The organism is Kitasatospora sp. NPDC101183 (genome assembly GCF_044767945.1).
In the GTDB taxonomy this organism is placed as follows: Bacteria; Actinomycetota; Actinomycetes; order Streptomycetales; family Streptomycetaceae; genus Kitasatospora.
In genome coordinates, this window is sequence record NZ_JBIWOW010000011.1 from 193,256 (window position 1) to 215,833 (window position 22,578).

The window sequence follows — 22,578 nt, forward strand, 5'->3', positions numbered from 1 at the left end:
CTCAGTCCTCGAACCGGCGGACCTGCTCGACGAGGAGCGCGGCCAGCCGGTGCGGCCGGCGCCCGTGCTGCACCATCTGGAGGGTGGAGGGCAGTTCCAGGTCGCTGACCGTCAGGTAGCGGATGTCCGGCCGCTGCACGTACCGGGTGCTCGCCTCGCACAGCAGCAGCCCCCGGTCGGTGACCGCCACCATCGTCAGCCCCTCCTGCACGGTGGCCGCGCCCGCCGTGTACGTCAGCCCCGGCCCACCACGCGCCTGCCGGGGGGCGTTCGCCTCCCGCCAGTACGCGGGGGCCGGGCCGCGCGGCTCGATCAGCTCCATCCCGGCCAGCTGCTCCCCCGCGATCGCGACCTCCCCCGCCCACCGCCCGGCCGAGACGGCCACCCGGACGGGCTGCCGGGAGAACTCCAGCAGCACCTCCAACTCCGGCTCCCGGCACGGCCCGAGCACGATCCCGAGGTCGATCTCGCCCCGGGCGAGCAGCGAGAACGGATCGCCCCAGGGCAGCTCGACCAGCTCCACGACGCCGCCCGGCAGCGCGGCGATCGCCTTCGCCACCGGCTCGTACACCGCGCACTGGAACCCCAGCCGCAGCGGCCGGTCCGAGGCGGCGGCCCAGGCGCGGGCGGCGTCGTACCCCTCCCGCAGCCGGTCGAAGGCGGGCACCACCTGCTCGGCCAGCCCGCGCCCCAGCTCCGTCAGCTCCACCCGCCGGCTGGTCCGCCGGAACACCGGGGCACCGACCCGGCGCTCCAGCCGCTTGATCAGCTGGGAGACCCGGCCCTGGGAGAGGCCCAGCAGCTCGGCCGTCCGCCCGAAGTGCAGCTCGTGGACGAGCACCGAGAAGCACTCCAGCTCCTGGAGGGGCAGTTCGGGGAGGAGTTGGGGGAGGAGTCGGGGGTTCGGTTCCACGATCGGCAGTCTACGACCGGCCCGCCCCGGTACTGCAGGCGAGCGCCGCCCGGATCTCGGCGGCCGGATCGCCCTCGTGGTACGGGCGCTCGCTCGCCTCGATGCCGTCCAGGAACTCCTGGTACCGCAGCGCGTACGCCAGGTGGTGCAGCGGCTCGGCCAGCTCCAGCGCCCGCCCGGGCCGGGAGCCGGGGGCGTGCGCGCGCCAGGCCGCCGACCAGACGTCCGCGTGGTGCTCCCAGGCCTCCGGGGTGAGGAACGCGCGCGCCCGCAGACCGTCCAGGGCGGGGTGGCCGAGGCAGGCGTCGGCGAAGTCCAGCACGACGGCCGGGCGGCCGGGCTCGGCCCGCCAGTTGCCGGGGTGGAAGTCGCCGTGGAGGACGGTCGCGGGCAGCCCGCAGTCATCCAACTCCTCGATGACGCCCGGGAGTTCCTCCACCATCCGGGCCGCCCCCGCCAGCTCCTCGGTGGTCAGGTCGGTCTCCCGCGGGAGCCGGTCGAGCAGCGCCTCCAGCTGCGCGAGCAGCGCCCGGGGCCTGCGGTCGCGCAGGCCCGCCGAGGCCGCCCGCCCGTCCTCGGCGAGGGCCGCCTGCGCGGCCACCAGGCGGGGCACGACCTCCGCGACCGTCGCGGCGGACGGCCCCCAGCAGTCCTCACCGGGCACGGCCTCCAGCAGCAGCCGCCCCTCGGCCGGGTCGGCGTCGACCACCCGGGGCACGAGCGTGGCGTCCACCGCGCGGCGGCGGTGGCCGCGTCCATCGGCCGGGCCTCCCGCCCGGCCGGCCGCTCCAGCGCCTCGACGTGGTACCGCACCTCGCCCCCGTACGCGCCGCCCTCCGCCCCGCGCCCCTCGACCAGCCGCAGCACCACCGCCGGCCCCTCGACCACCGCGAGCACCTCCTCCGTCGACTGCCACCACGGGCTCCCGACCACGAAGGGGCCGACCCTGCCGAAGTACCCGCCCCGATGCGTCAGCTCCACCGTCACCCTGCGTGTCATCCCCGCAGCCTCGCCCACGAACGCCCTGCTCGGCGACCGGATTTCGCCGCCCGTTGTCCCCCGCCCGCATCTACGGCAGGATCGGCCACGTCCCCTCCCCCGGTCCCACCGACCACCGCGCCCCGGAGAGCCCCGAGCCATGCCCCTGCGCCTGCCGTCCCGCCACCGTCGCGCCCTCCTCGCCGCAGCCGTCGGAGCGGCGGCCGCCGCCGTGGCCGTCGGCTTCGCGCTCTCCGGCGACGACGAACCCGCCGCGCCCGCCGTCCACGCGAACGACGTGTCCAAGCGGGCCACGGCCTGCCTGGCGGCGGACAGCGCGACGGCCTCGGGCGGCGAACTCTTCGGCCAGGTGTGGTCGGCCATGCAGACGGCCGGGGCCCGGAACGACCGCAACGTCCAGCAGCTGGTCGTCCCGGCGGCGGGCGCCGAGCAGGCCGGACCGTACCTCTCCGGGCTGGTGGCGCAGCGCTGCGACCTGATCGTCACCGTCGGCGCGCCCTTCGGACAGGCGAGCAGCACGGTGGCGCAGGCCTCGCCGGCCGTGCGCCTGACGGCCGTGGACTCCACGCTGGGCTCCGCCCCGGCGAACGTCACCCTGCTCGCCGGGGCGGACGCCGCGGGCCGGGTGGCGGAGCAGGTGGGCGGGCTCCAGCCGAAGAAGTGACACCGCGACGGTGACAGCGTGGAAGTGACACCGCCCGGCGCCCTGTTCTCAGGCCGCCGGGCGGGTCGTTCGAGGAGCACCGCGCTCAGAGCGGCCGGCGCCAGTGGCGGTACGCGTGCGGGGACTCGTCGAGGCCACGGGCGCTGAACGGACTCGCCAGCGTGCCCGTGAGGGTACCGAGGAGGAGTTCGCCGAAGCCCATGGCGTAGCGGGTCCAGCGCTGCTCCCCGTAACGGGCCTGGCGCTTGAAGACCACCATCTCCCAGCGCTCCGGGTCGAGTTCGTCGCAGACCCAGAAGACCACGTCCCCGTGCACGGTGCTCGCCACCGGCAGGAGCCGGCCGTCCAGCAGTTCCTCCTCCGAGTCGCCGGTGGGCGTGTCCGGCGCCTGTGTCGGGTCGAAGGCGAGGCCGTCGACGAGGCCGTCGGCCGGCGTGTTGATGCTCAGGTACTCGTCCAGCTCGCCGCCGCCGTACAGGGCGATGAACTCCCGGTAGTCGGTGGGCAGGCGCAGGCCGGTGGTCCGCGCCAGTTCGTCCCAGTCGACGGCGTCCCCGGCCGTGCCCGGTTGCCCGAGCACGGCCGCTACGCCGGTGATGGCCGGGTGGGCCATGGTGGTGTCTCCTACGCTTCTACGCTTCTACGTTTCCGGTCGGTCGGTCCGGTCGGTCCGGTCGGTCCGGTCGGTCACCGTACTACCCCGCGTCCGTGCCGTCCTGGCTGTGGATCACCTTGCCGAGGTTCTTCCAGCCGCTGCCGCTGGTGTAGACGAGGTTGTCCACGTAGTCGTGGTCGGCGCCGAGCAGGTGGCCGTCCTTGTCCCAGGCGATGTAGGTCATCTCGATCCGGTACGGGACGTTGCGGTTGCCGTCGTACCGCGGGGTGACCTGGTAGAGCACGGTGTTGCCGTTGTCGACCTGCGACCTCACCTTGTCCTCGAAGTGCAGCATGCTGTCCATCGGCCCGGGGTCGTCCCCGCGTGCCTTCTTCTTGCCCACGTAGGCGTTGGCGTCGGAGCCGCAGGTGACGACGTTCGACAGGTCGGTGCCGGAGCCGGAGAGCTGGGCTCCGAGCAGGTGGCAGGCGTTGACGTCCTGGGGCCGGCCGCCCCACCATCCCACCGTGGCACGGGCCCAGTCGTATCCGGCGGGCTTGATGCCGTTCTTGACGTCCGTCGGGGTGCCCTCGTGGCTCTTCAGGTAGGCGGAGTTGAGGCAGGCCGTCACGCCGGTGGGCCGGCCGCCGTTGACGGAGTCCACCTGGCCGGTGCTGACCCAGCCCTCGCCGCCCTGCGTGCAGTCCTGGTTCCTGGGCCGACGGTCCTTGGTCTCGCCCTCGGTGCCGCCGTCCAAGCCCTCGCCGACAGCTGCGGCGACGGCGGCGAGGAAGGCGGTGCCGAGCGAGACGACGGTGCTGACGACAGCCGTTCCCGCGCTGACCACGGCGTCGGTGCCGAAGCCGATCACCGGCAGGGCGATGTGCGGACGGTCGTTGGTCGGGTGGTAGTCGGGGGTCTTCGGCCGCGGGGTGGTCGGCGAGGGCCGCGTGGGCGAGGGCCGCTGCGGTCCGGGGCCGGTCTTCTTGGGGCCCTTCGGGCCGGGTCGGCGGTGGCTGGGCTGGTGGGGCGCGGGCTTGTGGCGCGGGGGCGCGTAGTGGGACCCGCCGTCACCGCCGCCTCCTCCCCCGCCTCCGCCTCCGCCTCCGCCATCGGTGGTGGTGGTCCCGCAGGAGGCCGGCCGGTAGCTGGCGCTGACCGAGCAGTTGGGCGCGGCGCCGTAGTTGGTCGGGCTGGAGGCGCAGGACGGCGGCCGCTCGTAGGCGCTGACCGAGCAGTTGACGCTGTGGTCGGGCAGGCACATCATCGGCTGCGCGGTGCAGGTGTCGCTGCTGCCGATCTTCTCGTTGCTGAGCTCCCACCAGAAGACCTTGCAGGCGGTCCTGAAGGTGGTCTTGCCGAAGGCGTTGCACAGGTCGGTGTGGCCGCTCGGGTCGGAGCGGTCCATCGGGTCGCCGCTGGCGTAGGTGAAGCGGTTGGCCTGGACGGACGGCTGGGGGTTGAGGTTCCAGGCGTCGCGGGCGGTGAAGGTGCCGGTGCCGGGCTGGTACCAGCGGGCGTTCATGTCGACGTCGCCGGTGGTCGGGTCGGTCCAGGCGCCCTGGTAGCCGAGGGAGCCGCCGCCGGAGCCGCCGGTGGCGACGGGCTTGCCGAAGGGGTCGTAGGCGGTGGAGGAGGCGATGGTGCCGGCGGCCGGGTCGAGTCCGGCGACGACGTCGTCGTGCTGGTCGGTGATGCCGAACCGGGCCCCGGTGACGGCCCCGCCGGTGCCGACGGTGGCGGTGCCGAGCAGGCCGCCGTTGGGGGTGCGGGTGTAGCGGCCGGTGGCGTCGCCGGTGATCGTGGTGGAGCCGCCGTCGTAGGTGAAGGCGCCGCCGTTGGTCCGGGCGACACGGTCGAGGCCGTCGTAGGCGTAGGTGACCGGGCCTCTGGCCGTCATCCGGTCGAAACCGTCGAACTGGACGGTCGCGGGCTGGGAGTTGGGGGCGGTGGTGCTACTCAGCGTTCCCCGGGCGGAGAAGGTGTAGCTGTTGACGCCGTCGCTGGTCAGCTCGTTGCGCTCGTCGTAGGTGGCGGTGACGCCGCCCGCCGAGGTGCGGTTGCCGGCCGCGTCCCAGGTGTACGCGGTGGTGGTGCCGCCGTTGTTCCAGGAGGTGAGGCGGCCGGCGAGGTCGTAGGTGTACTGGTTGGCCGCCGCTCCCGCCGTGCCGGTGGTGGTCTTGGAGGTGAGACGGCTGTTGGCGTCGTAGCCGTAGCCGATGCCGGAGAGCGTGGCGCCGGTCCTGTCCTTGACGGTGTCGGTGCTCAGGCGCCCGAGGGTGTCGAAGGTGTAGCTGCGGGCGGCCCCGCCGGCGCCGTAGTGCTCGGTCTGCAGGCGGCCTTGGGCGTCGTAGTCGTAGCCGACGGTGCTGCCGGTCAACGGGTCGGTGGCGGCACGCAGTTGGCCGGCCTGGTTGTAGGTGTAGCCGGTGGTGCCGTTGAGGTCGGTGCGGCCGGTCATGTGGCCGTCGTTGTCGTAGGCGTACCCGGCGGTGCCGCCGGGGCCGGCCGCGGAGAGGAGCTGGCCGCGGTCGTTGTAGGTGTACGTGTCGGGGGTGCCGCTCGGGGTGCTGACGGAGAGCAGGCGCCCGGCGGTGTCGTAGGCGAGGGTGCGGGTGGCGGTGGCGGCCTCGGCGCCGGCGGCGCTCTCCTGGACGACGTTGCCGAGCCCGTCGTAGCCGCGCTGGCGCAGGACGCCGCCCGGTTCGACGAGGGCGGAGGGGCGCCCGGCCGCGTCGTAGCTGGTGGTGAAGGCGCCCTCGGCGGCGGAGGGGTGGGCGGTGGTGGGCGGCTCGACGGTGGACTCGGGCAGGCCGAGGGAGTTGTAGGTGTAGTAGGTCGGGACGTTCCTGCCGTTGGTGAAGCGGACGCGGCGGCCGAGCGCGTCGTAGCCGGTGGTGCTGGTGATGCTCTGGCCGGCGGCGACGGGTTCGGTCAGTCGGGTGAGCTGCCCGGCCGCGTCGTAGCCGTAGGTGGTGGAGTGCGCCGAGATGTCGGCGGCGGTGGTGACGGTGTCGGTGCGGGTGAGCGGGTGGCCTTCGAGGTCGTACGTGGTGTAGCCGGTGCCCGCGGCGGCGCCGGTGGTGTCGTAGACGGTGCCGCTGAGGGCGTCGCCGAAGGCGTCGTAGGCGGTGGTGGTGGAGGTGCCGTCGGGCGAGGTGGCGCGCTGGGGGCGGCCGAGGCCGTCGTACGTGGTGGTGATGGTGCGTCCGGTGGCGTCGACGGCCTTGAGCAGTTCGCCGGCCGCGTCGTAGGCGGCGGTGGAGGTGGCGCCGAGCGGCGTGGTGGAGGCGAGCTGGTTGCCCGCGTCGTCGTAGGCGTAGGTGCTGGTGAGGGCCGTGGGCGTGGGGTAGCGCTCGACGACGGTGTTGGTGACGCGGCGCCCGAGGTCGTCGTAGGTGGACTTGGCCACGGCGCCGGTGGGGCCGGTGGCGGTGAGCAGTTCGCCGACGAGGTCGTAGCCGCGCAGGATCGCGGGCACGGTGGTGCCGGTGGCGGGCAGGTCCTGCTCGAGCAGGTGGCCGAGCTGGTCGTAGCGGCTGGTGGTGGTGAGCTTGAGGCCCGCCGGGTCGACGGTGCGGGCGGTGACGCGGCCGAGCGCGTCGTAGGCGGCGGTGGTGGTCGGGGTGAGGGTGGTGCCGGTGCGCGGGTCGGTGTAGGCGCTGCCGGTGGTGGCGGTGCGGTTGCCGACCTGGTCGTAGGTGTACGTGGTGGTGGTCCCGGCGGCGTCGCGGGTGGCGGTGAGCTCGCCGAAGGTGTCGTAGCCGGCGGTGCCGACGGCGTGGACGGGCTGCGCGGTGGTGGCGCGGGCGGCGGGGTCGTAGACCTCGGCGCTGGTGAGCGGCCCGGTGGAGACGGTGGGCCGGCCGGCCTCGTCGTAGGCCTGGGTGGAGGTGTAGTCGGCGGGGTTGGCGCCGGTGGCGTTGCCGTTGGGGCTGACCACGGAGGTGGCCAGGCCGCGGCTGTTGTAGGTGTAGCTGGTGACGGCGCCGCCCTGGCCCTTGACGGTGCGCTTGAGGAGTTCGCCCATCACGTCGTAGGCGTAGTCGGTCTCCTGGCGGTCGGTGCCGCCGGTGCGCACGGTGCTGAGGGTGTTGCCCGCGGCGTCGTAGGTGTAGGCCGTGGTGCGGTTGAGGCCGCCGGGGTCGGTGACGGTGCTGGCGGTGCGGCCGGCGGCGTCGTACGCGGTGACGACGGTGGTCTTCCCGCCGCCGGTGGTCTGCTGGGTGAGGTGCCCGGCGGCGTCGTAGCCCGTCCTGCTCAGGACGACGTTGCGCAGGGTGCCGTCGGCGTTGTGGTAGCCGTCGAGGTCGGTCTCGGCGACGGAGTCGTCGTCGTTGTAGTAGGTGTGCCGGGTTCGGCCCATCGCGTCGGTGACGGTGGCCAGGCGCCCGGCCGGGTCGTAGGCGCGGGACTCGATCACCTGCCAGTGCGCGGCGACGGGGCTGACGCCGGTGCCGGTGAAGTTGTTGATCGCGACCTGCTGGAGCCAGCCGGTGGGGGCGAACAGGTACTGGTAGTTGGTGCCGGCCGGGTCGGTCCTGCTGGTGACCTGCCCGTACACGTCGTAGCCGTAGGTGGTGGCGTTCCCGGCGGCGTCGACGGCCTTGTTGAGGCGGTCGGTGGTGCTCTCGTACGTCCAGCTGGTGGTGCGCGGCTGGTCGCCGCCGGTGGTGTCGGAGACGGTCTCGGTCAGCGGGTCGCCGTCGACGTCGTAGACGGTGGCGGTGCGCCGGGTGTGCTTGACGCCGGTGACGGCGTCGGTGGTGTACGGGTCGGTGCGGCTGGTCAGGTTGCCCTGGCCGTCCCAGGCGTAGGTGGTGACCAGGCTGCGCGGGGTGGCGGGCGGGCCCGCGCTGCCGCCGGGGCAGTCTGCGCAGGTCTCGGCGGAGTCGAGCATCCGGCCGAGGTTGTCCTGGTGGTAGGCGAGGACGTCGCCGGCCGGGCTGGTGGTGGCGGCGAGGTCGCCGTTGTGGCGGTACTGGTAGGTGGTGAGCAGCCCGGCGGGGACGCCGGTGGCCGTCGGGTACTGCGAGGCGTCCAGCGGCACGGAGCGGCTGAGCGCCAGGCCTGCGGGGACGGTGGAGCCGTCGGCGGCCGGCTCCGTCCCGGCCGTCCAACTGGTGTAGCTGACACGGCCCTTGGGGAAGTCGGGCGTGGCCGGGGAGGTGGCGGAGAGCAGTTGGCCGCTGGTGTCGTAGGTGTACGTCGTGGTGTACGCGGTGTCGGAGGGGCCGCTGGAGCGGGCGTCCGAGGTGGTGAGCAGCTTGTCGGCGCCCGGCGAGGAGGGGCTGCCGAGGGAGTACGTGGCGTACGTGGTCTGGCAGTCGACGGGGCTCTTGCAGGTGGTGCGGGAGACGGTGTTGCCGTGGGCGTCGTGGCCGGTGGTGACGGTGTGGCCGTCGGGGTCGGTCACGGCGTAGGGGAAGCCGCCGGTGTCGTAGGCGTAGCGGGTGGTGTTGCCCCAGGCGTCGCTGCTGGAGATGAGCTGCGAGGCGCGGGTGTCGTAGCGGTGGGTCAGGGTGTTGCCGGTGGGGTCGGTGACGGTGGCGGTGGTGACGGGCGTGGCGGTTCCGCCGTTGCCCATGGCCTTGTAGTGGGCGCCCACGGTGGCGTCGCCCAGGCGGCTGGGGAAGTAGGCGACCTCGGCGATGGCGCCGTTGAAGTAGGCGTTCCCGGCGCTGGGCCAGTTGTCGACGGTTCCGGCGCCGATGTAGGCGTAGCCGGTGCCGTTGTAGGTGACGGGCACGCCGCTGGTGTTGGTGGCGGTGGTGGTGCCGTCGAGGTAGAGGGTCTGGCCGCTGCCGTCGGCGGCGAGGACGACCTGGTGCCAGGCGTTGTCGGTGACGGTGCGGTCGGAGGTCATGGCGTACGGGGCGGCGCCGAGCCAGAACTCGCCGTGGAGCCTGTTGTCGGTGCCGACGTACAGGGCGGGGTTCCAGGCGTTGGCGCCGGGCGCGTGGGCGGCGCCGAGCGGGAAGTCCTGGTAGGCGTAGAGCACGCCGGAGGTGGAGGTGCGGAACCACAGCTCGATGGAGGCCGCGCCCGAGGTCGGGGCGGTGGTGCCGGGCAGTTGGAGCGCGCTGCTGGTGCCGTTGAAGACGACGGAGCGCTGGCTCGGGTCGGAACTGGGGCCGCCGTTGTTGAGCCCGGCGTTGGTGTAGGTGCCGGCGTTGCCCTCGGGCAGGGCGGTGCCGAGTTCGTCGGCGGCGTAGGAGCTTCCGGCGGGGTCGTCGAGGCGCCAGTAGCCGATCGGGCCGCCCTGGACGACCGTGGCGCGGTAGGCGCTCGCGGCGTCGAGGCCGTTGCCGCCGTCGGCGGTGGTGGCGGCCTGGTAGTAGCCCTTGACCACGCGCGGGTCGAGGGCGTAACGGAAGAGCGCGAAGTCGGCGAGGCTGCCGGTGAAGCGCCCGGCGGTGTCGGCGGGGGCGGCGGGCCAGCCGCCGCCGATGGTGCCGGAGCCGAGGTAGGCGACGCCGGAGCCGTTGTAGGTGAGCGGCAGGGTGATGGGGGCGCCGCTGGGGGCACCGTCGAGGTACAGCTGCTCGGTGGTGCCGCTGGCCGTCAGGACGGCGTAGTGCCAGGCGTTGTCGGTGACGGTGGTGGCGCTGACGGTCGTCGTGGTGGTGGCGGTGAAGGCGCCGTGCAGTCTGTTGTCGGTGCCGATGTAGAGCGTCGGGTTGTAGAGGTTGACGGGCTGGCCGATGGGCGCGTTCTGGTAGCTGTACAGGACGCCGGGGCCGCCGGTCCTGAACCAGAGGGCGACGGAGGTGTCGTTGTAGGGCTTGGGGATCGCGGTGGGCGGCAGCAGGATGTTCGAGCCGTTGGCGCCGGTGAAGCCGGTGGCGGTGGAGGTGCCGGAGGCCCAGGGGCCGGGCTGGACGCCGACGGAGGTGTTGGCCTCGGTGCCCCGGTTCTGCAGGAGCGCGGCGGAGGAGACGAGTTCGGTGGCCTGGCTGCCACCGCGGTCGTCGAGGCGCCAGTAGCCGGTGGGGTGGGCGGAGACGATCGCGGTGTCGTAGGCGGAGGGCTGCTGCCCGGCGCCCTGGGCGGCGGTCTGGTTGAGGGCCTGGTTGTAGAGGGAGGTGACGGTGCCGGCGCCGAGGCCGTGGGGGAAGAAAGCCGCGTTGGCCATCTGGCCGGTGAAGTGACCGAAGGGCGTGGTGGCGGCGTTCGGCCAGTTGTCGGCGTTCCCGGCGCCGAGGTAGAGGTAGCGGGTGCCGTTGGCGCCGATCTGGCCGGTGGCCGGTCCGGCGGTCAACTGGCCGTCCAGGTAGAGGTTCTGGGTGGTGGCGTTGTCGGCGGAGAGGACCGCGAAGTGCCACTTGCCGTCGTTGACGGCGGTGGAGCTGGTCATCGGGGTGACGTAGCCGTTCCAGAACTCTCCGCGCAGCTTGCCGTCGGTGCCGACGTACAGGGTCGGGTTCCAGGCCTGGCTGCCGGGGGTCTGCGGCGGGTCGAGCGGGGTGCTCTGGAAGCCGACGAGGGTGCCGGCGCCGGTGGTCCTGAACCACAGGGCGATCGCGGCGGGGCCCTGCGTGGGGATCGTGGTGGCGGGCAGCTGGACGGCGGAGGTGGCGCCGTCGAAGGTGGCGGAGCCGGCCGAGCCGGTCATGGGCCCGGCGGCGCCGAGCTGGACGTTGGCGTAGGTGCCGTTGGCCGGATCGGGCCGGGCGGCGTAGACCTGGTTGGCGGCGGAGGCCCCGCTGCCGTCGGACAGGCGCCAGTAGCCGCCGGGGTGGGCGCCCATCACCTGGCCCCGGTACTCCTCGGCGGACCCGGAGACGCTCGGCCTGGCGATCTTCCAGGTGCCGCCGTTGGCGTCGGTGACCTGCTGGGCGCGGTCGCCGGCGGCGTCGTAGGCGACGGAGAGCTTGGACTTGCCGGAGGGCAGCTTGATGCCGGTGAGCTCCGCCGAGGGCTTGGCGCCGGTCTGGGCGAGGGTGGTGACGGCGGGCTGGCCGAGGGCGCGGTTGTAGAAGGCGACGTCGGAGATCGCGCCGTTGAAGTAGGAGGCGTGGCCGGTGTTGTCGGTGCCGTTCTGGAACGGCTCGTCGGGCCAGCCGCCGCCGATGAACCCTGCGCCGACGGTCTCGACGCGCTGGCCGGGGGCGATGACCTGGCCGCTCAGGGTGCCCTGGGCGTTGCCGTCCAGGTAGAGGGTCTGGCTCGCGCCGGCGGCGGTGAGCAGGGCGTAGTGCCAGGTGCCGTCGTTGACGGGGGCGCCGGAGGCGATGGGGGTGGTCCAGCCGTTCCAGAACTCGCCGTAGAGCTTGCCGGAGGTGCCGACGTACAGGGCGGGCGTGTAGTAGCCGGGGGTGGTGGGGGTGGTGAACTGCCCGGTCTGGTAGCCGAAGAGGACGCCGGAGGAGGTCGTCCTGAACCAGAGGCCGACCGAGGTGTACGAGGAGGTGTCCAGGATGCTCTGCGGCAGGGAGACCACGCCGGACTTGCCGTCGAACTGGGCGGCGGTGGCTCCGGTGGCGGTCGGGCCGGGCACCCCGAGGGTGATGCCGCTCGCGGAGTAGCTCGCGTTGTCGGCGCCCTGGTTCTCGATGATCTCGCTGGCGGCGGTGGTGCCGCTCGCCTCGCCGAGGCGCCAGTACGAGACCGGGGTGGAGTCGACGACGGCGGAGCGCAGGTGGGAGCCGGGGGTGTAGCCGTACGCGGTGCAGGCGGGGGCGGTGTTGCCGCCCGTGGGCGGGGCGCAGACCTGGTCGAGCTCGTCGGGGTTGGCGGCGTTGTAGGCGTACGTCCAGGTCTGGGCGGTGGTCGGGTCGGTGCCGGTGGCCGGGTCGGTGGCCACGGAGGCGACGTGCCGTCCGTCCGCCGTCCAGGTGAAGTGCAGGGCGCGGGTGGAGGAGGTGTCGGTGACGGTGTCCAGTTTGCCGTTGGTGTAGTGCAGTTGCTGGCTGTGGCCGGCGGCGTCGTAGACGGCGGTCAGTAGCCAGGTATTGCCGGACTGGGTCTTGAAGTCGTAGCGGACGCCGCCCTTGGTGGTGAGGTTGAAGCCACCGCCGAAGCCGGCGGAGTAGGCGGCCAGGCTCTCGTACTCGCCGCTCGGGGAGACGTAGAACTGCTGGTCGTTGGGCTTCTGGCCGAAGCGGGCGGAGCGGCCGTTCTGGTCGGTGAGCACCATGGCGCCGGTGCCGTCGTTGTCCCCGACGAGCTGCATGTCCAGGGGGCTGGTCCAGCCGGCGCCGAACAGGTGGCCGGTGCTCGGATCGAGGGAGTTGTAGGAGCGGTTGACGGCGAGGGTCGGGCCGACGGCGACGACGGAGGCGTCGGTGGCCTGGGTGGTGTAGTTGCCGACCTTGGCGTCGAAAGGCCGGCCCGCGCCGTCGCCGGCCGAGCCGCCGAGGTGCGAGGTGATGACCGGCTGCTGCACCTGGGTGGAGAAGGGCGCCATGCTCGACCAGGGGCTTCCGGTCTGGCCGTCGCCGATCTCGGCGTTCCACAGGTAGGTGGTGTTCCAGTCGAGTTTGCCGGCGGGCACGGACCAGGAGGTGCTGGACTGCCAGCCGGAGTCGGCGATCACCTGCGGGCTGCCGGAGGCGGTGGAGTAGACCCGGAAGTCGTAGGACAGGCCGGTGCCGGGGTAGTTGTCCGGGTCGTGGCCGGTGGCGTACAGCTGCGGGGTCAGGGTGCCGACCATGGTGTTGGCGGGCGGGGCGGTGGCGTCGAGCTGGGGTGCGGCGTTGACGGCGGAGACGTTGCCGGTGCAGTTGCCGAACGGGACGTTGTACGAGTCGTGCAGCGAGGTGGTGCCGTTGACGTAGCCGTCCCAGCAGAGCGTGTAGCCGGTGCCCGGGCGCATGGCGGGCAGGGTGGCGTTGAAGGTGACGGTGTCCCCGGTCTTCACCAGCCCGGGCACGCCGGTGCGCGGGGCGTTGCCGGCGGGCCACTGCTCGTGCCAGGCGCTGTCGAAGTAGCGCGGCAGCACCTGCATGCTGTTCGAGTTCCACCAGTTGGCCGCGAGGTTGGTCATGTGCAGCGTCTGGTAGCCGGCCGTGGTGTTGGTCGGCGGGGTGTAGGTGTTGTCCGGGGTGTACGCGGCGGCCCAGTCGCTGTAGACGATGGACAGGTAGGGCGGCCAGGCGCTGTTGACGCTGGCGAACTTCTTCCAGGAGTACGAGTCGCTGCTGCTGGTGGTGACCGACAGACCGTAGTTCCAGCCGCCGTGGGCCCAGCTCTCGATCAGCTGGGAGCCGGCGTCGGTGTGGGACTGGCCGAGGTGGATCGTCTGCCACTGGGCGCCACCGCAGGTGTCGCCGACGGAGAAGCTCGCGGAGCCGATCTGCTGGCCGATGCTCACGCCGGGGAAGGAGTTGATCCCCGAGGGGTTCCAGGCGGAGGTGATCTGGTTGATGTTGACGGGCCTGGCGTCGCAGGAGAACGAGTGGACGTTGTCCATCGTCAGGTCGACGGCCTCGATGTAGTTCTGGCCGATGTTGGCGACGGCCGGGAAGTACAGGTAGGAGTTGGCGACGTCCTTGCCGCCGTCCCAGGTGCCGACCTTGAGGACGGAGTCGGTGGAGTAGTTCGCCGAGTCGTTGGTCATCACGTAGGTGGACTGGCCGACGTTGATCCCGCTCTGCGTCGTCGGGTCGACCTGGATCGGGTAGACGCGCCGGGGGTCGTGCACCCAGGCCTCGTCGAGGTCAAGCTGGATCGCCTGCCCGCCGCCCTCGGTGACCAGGTGGTAGGTGATGCCGCCGCTGCGGGCGCCGTCGCCTGAGGCCGGGTCGATCGCGGAGTCCATCATGAAGCCGCGCGGGATGGACATCCGCACGGTGCCGGAGGCGTCCTTGAACTGGATCTCGCCGCCCTCGCCGAGCACGGCGGTCAGGCCGGTGGTGCGCAGCGGGAAGGTCCAGCGGGTCGGGGCGGAGGCGTCCCGCAGGACAAGGGTCTCCTTGATGCCCTGGGCAAGGCCGTTGTACGTGACGTCGGCCCCCGGGCGGGCGCCGGCGTAGGTGAGCAGGTCGCCCTTGGCGGTGCCGCGGGAGGGGGCGGCGCCCTTGAGGCCGTAGGAGACCTGGTGGTCGGCGTCGAGTGTCCAGGTGAGCAGGGCCTGGTCGTCGGCGCTCACGGCGAAGCTCGCCCTGAGGTCGTTGGCGCCCTCGGCCCAGCGGCCGTCCTTGTCCTGGGTGAGGGCGGTGTCGATGTCGGCCCAGGTGCCGTCGGGCTTCTTGTAGTGCACGGGGCGGGGGTAGACGCGGACGGTGTGGGTGCCGTCCGGGTTCTGGTACGTGGAGGTGGTGTCGGTGCGGGCGGCGGGCACCTCGACACCGCCCCTGTCCTGCGGGGCGGCGCGATGGTCCGCGGCGCCCGGGGCCTGGACAGCCTTGCCCTCGACGGGGGCCTGGGCGGCGCCGGACTGCCGGGGGGTGGTGTCCGTGTCGCCGGGGCGGCGTTCGGGCAGCTCGCCGGGGGCGGGCCGGTGCCCGGCACCGGGGCCGGCGGGGGTGCGACCGGTCTGGTCGGCGCCGACGCGGTGGCTCCGGCCGTCCGCGCCGCCGGTGCGCTGCTCGGGGGTGGTGACGTCCGTCTGCGGGGTCGGCGCGTGGACGGCGGCGAAGGCGGCCGCGTCCTGGAGCCCCAGGGTGAAGGTGAGGGCCAGTGCGCTGACCAGGGCGAGGGCCCGGGCACGGGCCCCGAGCCCCGGTCTCCGGCCCCGGTCGAGGACGGACGTGTCGGAACTGCGCATGCGAGGCCCCCTCCAGGCTGCGGCGACCGAGCCTGGACGGGTGCCCGATCAGCGCACTTCCTACCGGTGGCGGACTCCGGGCGTACAGAGCCGTCTTGAGGGGCGGGTCGGGCTTTGGGGGTGTTTGGTGATGATCATCCGCATCCGAAGGGGGAAAGTTTTACCGATTGATTGCCAGGGACACCGCAACCGCGCGGCGGGGGGCGGGTCCGCCGCTTTGTCTACAGATCGATCCTCGTCAGGGCTGAGGGATCGCCACCGCCGCGCCCGAGACGCGGATGCGGGTGTCCTCGGTGCGGAGGGCGACCGTGAGGACTCCGGGGCGGCCCAGGTCCTCGCCCTGGTGGAGGGTCAGGGTCGCCGGGGGCCGGACGGCGGCGAGTTCGCGCAGGTAGGCGCCGAAGGCGGCCGCGGCGGCGCCCGTGGCCGGGTCCTCCACGACGCCGCCGACGGGGAACGGGTCGCGGACGTGGAAGACGGAGGGGGCTTCGCGCCAGACGAGTTGGAGGGTGGTCAGGTCGTGCTCGCGCATGAAGGCGGCCAGGCCGTCGAAGTCGTAGTCCAGCCGGGCCAGCCGGTCCCGGGTGGCGGCCGCCAGGACGAGGTGGCGGGCGCCCGCGTAGGCGATGCGCGGGGGCAGTGCACCGTCCAGTTCACCCTCCGACCAGCCCAGCAGGGCCAGCGCCCGCGCCACCGCCTGCTCGGGCACCGGCTCGACGTGCGGCTCCACGCTGGTGAGGGTGGCCCGCAGCACGCCGTCCGTACCGCGCTCGACCTCGACGGGCACCGGGCCGGCCGCCGTCTCGAAGAGGTAGCCGCCCGGGCCCCGGCGGTCGGCGAGGGCGACGGCGGAGGCGACGGTGGCGTGGCCGCAGAACGGCACCTCGGCCAGCGGGCTGAAGTACCGGACGCGGTACGTCCGTTCGCCCTCGCCCGGGGTCAGGAAGGCCGTCTCCGAGTACCCGACCTCGGCGGCGACGGCGAGCATCTCCTCCCCCGTCAGGGCGGTGGCGTCCAGCACCACCCCGGCCGGGTTCCCGCCCTCGGGGGCGGTGGCGAAGGCGGCGTAGCGCAGGATCTCGGCGGTGGCGTCAGCGGCTGTCATGCCCGGACGAACACCTCGGGCCCCGCCGCTGTTCCCTCAGCGCAGCACCGCCTCCAGCAGGTCGGAGCCCAGCCGGGCGCCGACGCCGAGGTCCAGCTCGTACAGCATGTACCGCCCGCGCCGCCGCGTCGTCAGCAGCCCGGCCCGGCGCAGCACCCCCAGGTGCCGGGACACCTCGGGCGCGGTGAGCTGCCAGGCGGCGGCCAGTTCGCCGGTGGTGTGCGGCCCGCGCGCCATCGTCCGGGCCAGCCGCAGCCGTACGGGGTGGGCGAGGGCCTCCAGCCGCTGCTGCACCAGGGCCAGCGAGACGGGCTCGGGCAGCCCGGCCTCGGCGACCGGGTACTGCAGGACGGGCCGCCAGCCCCGGGCGTGCACCACCAGCAGGTGCGGGCGGCCGAAGGCGGTCGGGATGAAGGTCACGCCCCCGCCCGTGGCGGCGGTGGTGGCGTTGTCCTGGAGCTTGTCGATGACGATCCGGCGCCGTCCGTCCCCCTCCCTCCCCTCGTCGAGGGTGACGGAGGGCGACACGGCGGCGAGCGCCTCCGCGAGGCCGTGGCGGGCGAGCAGGTCCGCCTTGCGGCGGGCGTCGGCGGCGAGGTCGGGCAGGACGCGCTGCCAGGCGTCGGCGAAGAAGGCCGAGCGGCACTCCTCCAGCATCCGCCGCACCAGGGCCCGTACGGCCGGCGGGTCGGCGAGCAGCCGGTCGGCGAAGGCCGCCTGCCGGGGCCCCCGGGCGAGGGCGAGCTCCCGGGCGCGCTCGCCCGCCGCCGGGTCGGTGAGCGGGGACTCCAGCTTGTGGGTGAGCCGGGAGGAGCCGCAGGTGGTGATCAGGGCGGCGGCCACGTACAGCTCGTCGTCGATCCGGTCGACGGCGTCGAGTTCCTCGGCCAGGGTCGCGCCGGGCAGGCCGGGGACGAGGAAGTCGGCCCGGGAGGAGCGCCAGAGGAAGTCCGCCTCCATGAGCCGCTCGGACAGCTCGGGCGGGATCACGGCCGTGGTGCTCGCCGCCCAGCCGCTCAGCGCCGGGTGGTGCGCGGGCTCGGCGAGCACGTGCAGCATGGCGTTCAGCTCGGCGAGCGGGGACGGGGTGAAGAGCAGGCGCTCCTCGGGCAGGCCGGTGATGTCGATGGTCAGGCTCACCCGGCCGATCCTGCCACCCCCGGGTGAGGGTGCCCGCGCGGATTGACGGTGAGCGTCAATCCGCGTGCCAGAGCCGGTGCGCGGGGCGGACGGTACCGGCCATGACGCTGATCCAGCAGAAGTCCGCCCCGCCCCTCGACACCGACGACCACCGGCCGCCCGCCCTGCTCCGCCTGCTCACCGCCGCCGGCGGGCCCCGCTACGCCACGGCCCTGGTGGTGGACGCGATCGGCGGCGGCCTGCTGCGCCCGTTCATGCTGCTGTACGGCGTCGGCGTGCTGCACCTGGACGCCGGGGCGGTCGGGCTGGCCCTGTCCGCGGGGATGGTCGCGGGCCTGCTGGGGGTGCCGCTCACCGGCCGCTGGATCGACCGCGGCGCCCGCACCCTGCCCGCCGCCGTCAGCCTCGCCCTGCGCGGGGCGGGCGCGCTGACCCTGCTGGCCGCGGGCTCGCTGCCGCTGTTCACCGTGGCCTCCGTGCTGTTCGGCATCGGCAGCCAGTCCTGGCCGACCACGCACGGGGCCGTGGTCGCCACCCTCACCGAGGGCCGGCTGCGCGACGCCGCCCTCGCCGCCGGGCGCTCGCTGCGCAACGCGGGCATGGGCGCCGGCGCGCTGCTGGCCACCGTCGCCGTGGCGGGCGGCACGGACGCGCTGCGCGTCCTGGCCGGGGTGACCGGGGCGACCTGCCTGGTCTCCGCGCTGCTCGTCGCCTCCCTGCGGGTGCGGGCGCCGCAGCGGCCCGCAGCCGAGGCCGCCTCCGAGAGCGGCGAGCCGCTGGAGCGCCTCGGCCTGCTCAGCCTCGCCAACATCCCGTACGCGTTCTGCTTCGACGTGCTGGAGGTGGCGCTGCCCGCGCTGCTGGTGCTGCAGCTGCACGTGTCCGCCGCCTGGTCCTCGGGGATCTTCGTGGGCAACACCGTCCTGGTGATCGCCCTCCAGCTGCCCCTGGTGCTGCGCCTGGCCAAGCACCCCCGGCGCAGCGTCCTGACCGCCGCAGGTGCCGTCCTCGCGGCCTCCTACCTGGGCTTCTGGGCGGCCGGCTCGCTCGGCGGCGTCCCGGGCGCCGTCGCCGTCGCCCTCGTCGCCGTCCCGTACACCCTCGGCGAGATCCTCTACACCGGCTCCGGCACCGCGCTGATCGCCGCCACCGCCCCGCCGCACCTCCTCGGCCGGGCGCTCGCCCGCTGGGAGTTCTCCTCCGGCATCGGCCGCGCCGCCGCCCCGGCCGCCCTCACCGCCGTGCTCACCGCCGCCCCCGACCTCGGCTGGCCCGCGCTCGCCCTGGCCACCGGGCTCGCCGCCCTGGCCGTCCGCCGCCTGGCGCCCCAGGCGTGACGTCCGCAGGTCTCGGGATGCGGGCCGGGCGCCGAGCGCCGATCCTGGCGGCGTGGCGTGCCCGGCCCCGCACGCCCGGCCCGAGGAAGGACGGCCCCCGCATGAGTGCGCTCGACTTCGAGATCGTCGACAGCCCCGACAGCTCGCTCAACAAGACCTCCGTCCTGGTCACCGGCCCGCAGGACGCCCTGCTGGTCGACGCCGGGTTCACCCGCTCCGACGGGCGGCGGCTCGTCGAGCGGGTCCGCGCCAGCGGCAAACGGCTGACCACGGTGTTCGTCAGCCACGGCGACCCGGACTTCTACTTCGGCGCCCAGGAGCTCCAGGAGGCCTTCCCCCAGGCCCGGTTCCTCGCCACCGCCTCCACCGTCGAGCACATCCAGGAGACGTACGAGGCCAAGCTCCGCGCCTGGGAGCACCTCGGCCCCGAACTGCCGACCCGCCTGGTGCGCCCCGAGGTGCTGCCCGGCGACGAACTCGTCTTCGAGGGCCACCGGTTCGAGCTGCGCGGCGCCGACTTCCACCTCCCCGACCGGCACTACCTCTGGCAGCACCACCACCGGGCCGTCCTCGGCGGGGTGCTGCTCTTCGAGGGCCTGCACGTGTGGACGGCCGACACCCCCGACCTGGCCCAACGCACCGCGTGGATCGACCTGTTGGACGGCATCGAGGCCCTCGACCCGCTCTGGCTCGCGGCCGGCCACCGCCAGGCCGACACCCCCACCGACCTCACCGCGCTCCGGCAGACCCGCGACTACCTGCGCGCCTTCGAGACGGAGATCGGCCGCGCCCCCGACGCCGCCGCCGCGAAGGCCGCCCTGGAGCGCCGCTTCCCCGACTACGGGCTGAGGATCGCCGTCGACCTGGGCACCAAGGTCGCCATGGGCGAGATGAGTTGGGGCTGAGCACACGATGATCGAGATCCCCCGGGACGTCGCCTCCTTCGCCGAGTCCCCCGCCCCCGCCGACGTCGTCCGCCGCCAGTACCTCGCCTCCGCCCGGGGCGACCTGGCCGCCCTGCGCGCCACCCTCGCCGACGACGTCGAGTGGACGGAGATGGCCGGCTTCCCCCTCGCCGGCACCTACCGCACCCCCAAGGGCGTCACCTCCCACGTCATGGAGCGCCTGGCCGCCGAGTGGACGGACTGGACGGCCCACGACGACACCTACGTGGCCGACGGCGAGAACGTGGTCGTCCTCGCCCGCTACACCGCCGTCCACCGCCGCACCGGCAAGCCGCTCGCCGTCCGCGTCGCGCACCACTTCACCGTGCGCGGCGGCCGGATCGTCCGCTTCGAGCAGTTCACCGACACCCTGCTGGTTCGCGAGGCGATGACCCCGTAGGCCGACGTTCACTCGAACGGGCGAGCCACGCGCGCCGCGCCCGGCGCGGTCTCGACAGGGCCCGCGCCCGGCGGCAGGCTGGCCCCGAATTCCCCACGGACAGAACGGAGTCGAGCATGTCGGGTACGGAGGGCCGGGAGCGTCCCATCGTCATCGTCGGCGCGTCCCTGGGCGGCGCCAAGGCCGCCGAGGCGCTGCGCGCGGCCGGGTACGAGGGTGGCATCGTGCTGATCGGCGAGGAGCACGAGCGCCCGTACGAGCGGCCGCCGCTGTCCAAGGGGTACCTGCTCGGCAAGGAGCCCCGGGAGAAGATCTACGTCCACCCGCCGCAGTGGTACGCCGAGCACGACGTCACGCTGCGCCTGGGCACCGCCGTCGCCGCGATCGACCCGGACGGGCACACCGTGACCCTCGCCGACGACGGCCGGATCGAGTACGCCAAGCTGCTGCTCACCACCGGCTCGGTGCCGCGCCGCCTGCCGGTGCCCGGCGCCGACCAGGAGGGCGTGCTCTACCTGCGCCGGGTCGAGGACAGCGACCGGATCAAGGCCGCGCTGCGCCCCGGCGCCCGGATCGCGGTGATCGGCGCGGGCTGGATCGGCCTGGAGGTGGCCGCCGCCGCCCGTACGGCCGGGGCGGAGGTCACCGTCCTGGAGGCGGCCGAACTGCCGCTGCTGCGGGTGCTGGGCCGCGAGGTCTCCCAGGTCTTCGCCGACCTGCACCGGGACCACGGCGTGGACCTGCGCTTCGGTGTGCAGGTCGCCGAACTCACCGGCGACGGCGCCTCGGTGAGCGGCGTGCGCCTCGCGGACGGGACGGTCGTCGAGGCCGACGCCGTCGTGGTCGGCATCGGCATCTCCCCCGCCACCGCCCTCGCCGAAGCCGCCGGGCTGGAGATCGACAACGGCATCCGCACGGACGAGCACCTGCGCACCTCGGACCCCGACATCTACGCGGCGGGGGACGTGGCCAACGCCTACCACCCGCTGTTCGAGCGGCACATCCGCGTCGAGCACTGGGCCAACGCCCTCAACCAGCCCCAGACCGCCGCCCGCGCCCTGCTCGGAGAGGCGGACGCGGTGTACGACCGCGTCCCGTACTTCTTCAGCGACCAGTACGACCTCGGCCTGGAGTACGTCGGCTACGTCGAACCGGACGGCTACGACCGGGTGGTGTTCCGGGGCGATCCGGCCACCCGCGAGTTCATCGCCTTCTGGACGAAGGACGGCCGCGTCCTCGCGGGCATGAACGTCAACGTCTGGGACGTGGTCGACCCGATTCGCCAACTCGTCCTCTCCCAACGGGTGGTGAGCATCGATCGTTTGACCAACCCGAGCGTCCCACTTGGGGACATCTGACCGAGGATCGCTGTTCTCGTCTGCCCAGACGAGAACAGCACAGAGCCCCCGGAATGACACCGCCAAGTGTCTCCAGGGGGCTCCGCTCTGCCCGCTCCCCTGCGCCTCCACGGCGACGCAGTTGAGGGGCCGTCTGGTGGCTCAGTGGGACTTCGGGACGACGAACCCTCGCGCCGGGCCGGTCTGCGGTCGGGACCGGCCCTCGATGACGGTCAGCACCTCATCGGTGATGTCCCGCCGCGTAGCGGCATCGGCGCTGTCGTACACCCTCCAACGTCCGTCCGGCTTGTCGGGGTCTTCGGGGGAGACGACGCCCCGGATACCCAACTGCCGGATGGTGTCGGCTACTCGACGGGCCTTGTGCTCGTCCATCTCTTCCGCCCTTTCCACTCTCGGTGCGCCCAGGCTAGTGGGCCTCACCGCCCCCTCCGCCTCCACCGTTGCAGTGCGAAGCGCACCCACCGGGGTTGATCGGCCCGCAGCCGCCCAGTTGGTCAGCGTGCTTCGAGATGACGAGCCTTAGCGCCAGGCCAGTGTTACGGGGCCGGCCGTGACGGCTGGGCCCAGCGGGGCGTCACGGCTCGATCCGGCAGGCGTACACGCCATCGGCCAGCGGGAGGAAGCCGTGCCCCTCCCACATTTTCCGCAGCTTGCCCACGCCTTCCTCATCGAGCCGCCGCACCATCGGATCGTCCGACTCGTACGGGCAGACCTCCCCCGGGGCGTGCACGTCGTGCAGAGGGGCCGGGTAGGTCACGGCCACCGTGCCGGGCACGGCCAGGTGCTTAAGGGCCTCCATGGCGAGCAGGGAGCCGAGACCCGTCCCGCGCCACTCCTCGCGCACCTCGACCGACTCCAGCAGCAAAAGCATGGCCGGTTCCAGCTCATCCAGCGCGGGGGCAAGGCTCCCGTCCTCGTCGAAGATCACGCGGGGGATGCGGTCGAGGAACCCGGGGTCCGACGCGAGGGCCTCCCGGGGGTTCGGGGACACGTTGGGGATGACGCGCGTGATCGTGGCGGTACCGAGACGCTCCTCAGCCCCGTTGTAGTAGAACGTCGCCGTCCACCGGTCGGCCGTGTCGGTCCACGGCTCCCCGGAGAAGTGGCGCGACGCGTACGAGATGACCGTTCGGTTGTCCGTGGGGGTGCTCATGAGGGGTGTCTCCCTTGCAGTGGGGACAGGCCCCCGCCCGGAAGGACGGGGGCCTGCCTGACTCGGTGTCAGCCTGGCGGGCAGGCTACTTCGACGGGGGCTCCTGCGGGCCTTCCTTGGCGGGCTTGCCCGCGTGCTTGGGCGGGGGCTTCTCGTTGCCCTTGTGCTTCTCCCTGTCGGCCATGTTGACCCCTCCTACTCCGCGTTGACGGTGGTGGACGTTCCGGGGTCCATCGGACCGGGCGGGCGCTCCGGCTTGT

General features: G+C 73.5%; 13 protein-coding genes. 5 read left to right on the forward strand and 8 right to left on the reverse strand.

Annotation, left to right across the window (positions count from 1 at the left end; translation table 11 throughout):
* Window position 1 precedes the first annotated feature (1 nt).
* Window positions 2–913 carry a LysR family transcriptional regulator gene (locus ACIRRS_RS17670; protein ID WP_402971488.1) on the reverse strand — a complete coding sequence of 304 codons (912 nt, stop codon included), beginning with the start codon at window positions 911–913 and terminating at the stop codon, window positions 2–4.
* 10 nt (window positions 914–923) lie between these two features.
* Window positions 924–1,646, reverse strand: coding sequence for a phosphotransferase family protein (locus ACIRRS_RS17675; protein WP_402971491.1), 723 nt, complete (start codon window positions 1,644–1,646; stop codon window positions 924–926).
* Between the two features lie 405 nt (window positions 1,647–2,051).
* Between ACIRRS_RS17675 and ACIRRS_RS17680 the strand changes: the two genes are divergently transcribed.
* Window positions 2,052–2,576: a hypothetical protein gene (locus ACIRRS_RS17680; protein ID WP_402971494.1), complete on the forward strand. Its 525-nt coding sequence runs from the start codon at window positions 2,052–2,054 to the stop codon at window positions 2,574–2,576.
* Between the two features lie 85 nt (window positions 2,577–2,661).
* Here ACIRRS_RS17680 and ACIRRS_RS17685 read toward each other — a convergent pair whose 3' ends face one another.
* The 4 genes from ACIRRS_RS17685 to ACIRRS_RS17700 form a co-directional block, all read right to left on the reverse strand.
* Window positions 2,662–3,189, reverse strand: coding sequence for an SMI1/KNR4 family protein (locus tag ACIRRS_RS17685; protein ID WP_402971497.1), 528 nt, complete (start codon window positions 3,187–3,189; stop codon window positions 2,662–2,664).
* 82 nt (window positions 3,190–3,271) lie between these two features.
* Entirely contained in the window at window positions 3,272–14,881 is an 11,610-nt protein-coding gene (locus tag ACIRRS_RS17690; RefSeq protein WP_402971500.1) for a LamG-like jellyroll fold domain-containing protein, read from the reverse strand.
* Window positions 14,882–15,119: 238 nt separating this feature from the next.
* Window positions 15,120–15,986: a PhzF family phenazine biosynthesis protein gene (locus ACIRRS_RS17695; RefSeq protein ID WP_402971503.1), complete on the reverse strand. Its 867-nt coding sequence runs from the start codon at window positions 15,984–15,986 to the stop codon at window positions 15,120–15,122.
* Window positions 15,987–16,022: 36 nt separating this feature from the next.
* Window positions 16,023–17,126 (reverse strand): DUF5937 family protein, encoded by a 1,104-nt coding sequence (locus ACIRRS_RS17700; RefSeq protein ID WP_402971506.1) that lies wholly within the window; start codon window positions 17,124–17,126, stop codon window positions 16,023–16,025.
* 101 nt (window positions 17,127–17,227) lie between these two features.
* Here ACIRRS_RS17700 and ACIRRS_RS17705 point away from each other — a divergent pair, with 101 nt between their 5' ends.
* From ACIRRS_RS17705 to ACIRRS_RS17720, 4 genes are all read left to right on the forward strand, one after another.
* Entirely contained in the window at window positions 17,228–18,463 is a 1,236-nt protein-coding gene (locus ACIRRS_RS17705; protein WP_402971508.1) for an MFS transporter, read from the forward strand.
* 101 nt (window positions 18,464–18,564) lie between these two features.
* Entirely contained in the window at window positions 18,565–19,368 is an 804-nt protein-coding gene (locus ACIRRS_RS17710; protein ID WP_402971510.1) for an MBL fold metallo-hydrolase, read from the forward strand.
* Window positions 19,369–19,375: 7 nt separating this feature from the next.
* Window positions 19,376–19,807 (forward strand): nuclear transport factor 2 family protein, encoded by a 432-nt coding sequence (locus ACIRRS_RS17715; protein ID WP_402971513.1) that lies wholly within the window; start codon window positions 19,376–19,378, stop codon window positions 19,805–19,807.
* Between the two features lie 116 nt (window positions 19,808–19,923).
* A complete protein-coding gene (locus ACIRRS_RS17720) occupies window positions 19,924–21,165 on the forward strand; it encodes an NAD(P)/FAD-dependent oxidoreductase (RefSeq protein WP_402971515.1) in 1,242 nt (413 codons plus the stop codon).
* A gap of 141 nt (window positions 21,166–21,306) precedes the next feature.
* Here the strand turns inward: ACIRRS_RS17720 and ACIRRS_RS17725 are convergent, their stop codons facing one another.
* Together ACIRRS_RS17725 and ACIRRS_RS17730 are read right to left on the reverse strand one after the other, a co-directional pair.
* Window positions 21,307–21,537 carry a hypothetical protein gene (locus ACIRRS_RS17725; protein ID WP_402971518.1) on the reverse strand — a complete coding sequence of 77 codons (231 nt, stop codon included), beginning with the start codon at window positions 21,535–21,537 and terminating at the stop codon, window positions 21,307–21,309.
* 202 nt (window positions 21,538–21,739) lie between these two features.
* Window positions 21,740–22,318: a hypothetical protein gene (locus ACIRRS_RS17730; protein WP_402971521.1), complete on the reverse strand. Its 579-nt coding sequence runs from the start codon at window positions 22,316–22,318 to the stop codon at window positions 21,740–21,742.
* Window positions 22,319–22,578: the final 260 nt, after the last annotated feature.

Bases quoted from the DNA above. Each gene is read 5' to 3' on its own strand.
- ACIRRS_RS17680 (WP_402971494.1), top strand. From the start codon at position 2,052: ATGCCCCTGCGCCTGCCGTCCCGCCACCGTCGCGCCCTCCTCGCCGCA.
- ACIRRS_RS17685 (WP_402971497.1), bottom strand. From the start codon at position 3,189: ATGGCCCACCCGGCCATCACCGGCGTAGCGGCCGTGCTCGGGCAACCG.
- ACIRRS_RS17690 (WP_402971500.1), bottom strand. From the start codon at position 14,881: ATGCGCAGTTCCGACACGTCCGTCCTCGACCGGGGCCGGAGACCGGGG.
- ACIRRS_RS17695 (WP_402971503.1), bottom strand. From the start codon at position 15,986: ATGACAGCCGCTGACGCCACCGCCGAGATCCTGCGCTACGCCGCCTTC.
- ACIRRS_RS17705 (WP_402971508.1), top strand. From the start codon at position 17,228: ATGACGCTGATCCAGCAGAAGTCCGCCCCGCCCCTCGACACCGACGAC.
- ACIRRS_RS17710 (WP_402971510.1), top strand. From the start codon at position 18,565: ATGAGTGCGCTCGACTTCGAGATCGTCGACAGCCCCGACAGCTCGCTC.
- ACIRRS_RS17715 (WP_402971513.1), top strand. From the start codon at position 19,376: ATGATCGAGATCCCCCGGGACGTCGCCTCCTTCGCCGAGTCCCCCGCC.
- ACIRRS_RS17720 (WP_402971515.1), top strand. From the start codon at position 19,924: ATGTCGGGTACGGAGGGCCGGGAGCGTCCCATCGTCATCGTCGGCGCG.
- ACIRRS_RS17725 (WP_402971518.1), bottom strand. From the start codon at position 21,537: ATGGACGAGCACAAGGCCCGTCGAGTAGCCGACACCATCCGGCAGTTG.
- ACIRRS_RS17730 (WP_402971521.1), bottom strand. From the start codon at position 22,318: ATGAGCACCCCCACGGACAACCGAACGGTCATCTCGTACGCGTCGCGC.